Source organism: Solirhodobacter olei (assembly GCF_004010155.1).
Taxonomy (GTDB): Bacteria; Pseudomonadota; Alphaproteobacteria; order Rhodobacterales; family Rhodobacteraceae; genus Solirhodobacter; species Solirhodobacter olei.
Map to the genome: position 1 here is coordinate 1 of NZ_RRYH01000040.1, position 521 is coordinate 521.

General features: G+C 64.1%; 1 protein-coding gene. It reads right to left on the bottom strand.

Annotated elements, in window-relative coordinates; genetic code table 11:
* Positions 1–521: dihydroxy-acid dehydratase domain-containing protein (locus tag EIP85_RS20330; RefSeq protein WP_206615608.1), on the bottom strand; the 521-nt coding region annotated here is incomplete at both ends.

A 521-nucleotide genomic window follows, 5' to 3' on the forward strand; every position in this document is an offset into this window, starting at 1 on the left:
TTGTAGTCGTCGATGTCCTCGAAGACCACGGCGCGGCCGCGGTGCTGCATCAGATGCGGTGAGGCCGCGGAAGGCTTCAGGACCGCCCCCTTCGGAGCAAGATTGCCCTTCAGGACCGCGATCCCGCCCTGCGGGGTCAGGGCCTTCTCAAGTGGCCGAATGACATCTTCGTTGTAGTTGGTAACGTCCTTGATCTCTTCCCAGATCGGCCTGCCGGAAACCGTGAGCGCGTCCTTGTGGAGCTGCCCGCCTTCGCCCAGACGTTTCAGGACGACTGGTAGGCCGCCGGCGTAGAAGAACTCCTCCATCAGATATTTGCCTGAGGGCATGAGGTTCACGATCGTTGCCACGTCGCGGCCAAGCCGGTCCCAGTCGTCGAGCGTCACGTCGACGCCGACGCGGCCGGCGAGCGCGAGGAGGTGGATCACCGCGTTGGTGGAGCCGCCGATCGCGCCGTTGCAGCGGATGGCGTTTTCGAAGGCCTCGCGTGTCAGGATGTCGGAGGGCTTGAGGTCGTCCTT